At 57.9% G+C, this 674-nt stretch carries 1 pseudogene; it reads right to left on the bottom strand.

The features are described from left to right. Nucleotides 1-350: pseudogene (locus NW838_RS08470) on the bottom strand (arginine--tRNA ligase); the annotation flags it as partial. Nucleotides 351-674: the final 324 nt, after the last annotated feature.

Here is a 674-nt window from a genome sequence, read left to right as displayed (position 1 = left end):
TGCAGCAGCTCCTGCAGGCGCTCGGCCAAAAAGGGATCCCCCAGCCGGAAGTTGATAAACCCGGCCCCCGCCACCTGGGTTTCGATGTCCGGCAGATCCAGATGGCTCTGCAGGGTTTGGGCAATCTGTGTCGGTGCCATGCGACAGGCTTTGGCCATGCCCAGGGGGGTGGGACAGGCGTAGTCCCCGTAGCGAGGGTCATTGGGGATCTGGATCACGGGGGCAATGGCTGCGGCTTGTGGGGGAGCCAGGGATCCCAGTTGGCCTGCTTCTGCTGCCTGTCGAATGGCCTCAGATACAGCACCGGCGAGAAAGCGAACCAGGGAGGTGGAAGGGGATTGGATGGCCATGGTTGAAGAGGGATACACGTGAGTTAAGAGCAATGGCGATCGGGATCCCTGCGGCAGCAGGAGCACTATCATACCGGCAACGAACCGGCCATGACCAAGGCAGAGTTCTCACCTTGGCTAAAAGGGGATCCCCCAGCAGGTAAAGGTATCCTCAAATACAGAAGTTTGACTCCGCCTTGCTAAGTTGGTTGCTTATAGTCTTCACTCCATTGTTTGCCGCATTCCCGTTTGCGGATCCCTACTGAGCCAGGTGCTGTGGAGCATATAGATATGTCCATCCCGAAATCGTCGCGTCGTCAATTCCTTCAATCTGCTGCTGCGGCT

It is taken from the genome of Synechococcus sp. R55.2, from assembly GCF_047462075.1.
In the GTDB taxonomy this organism is placed as follows: domain Bacteria; phylum Cyanobacteriota; class Cyanobacteriia; order Thermostichales; family Thermostichaceae; genus Thermostichus.
This window is presented reverse-complemented; position numbering and strand designations above follow the sequence as displayed.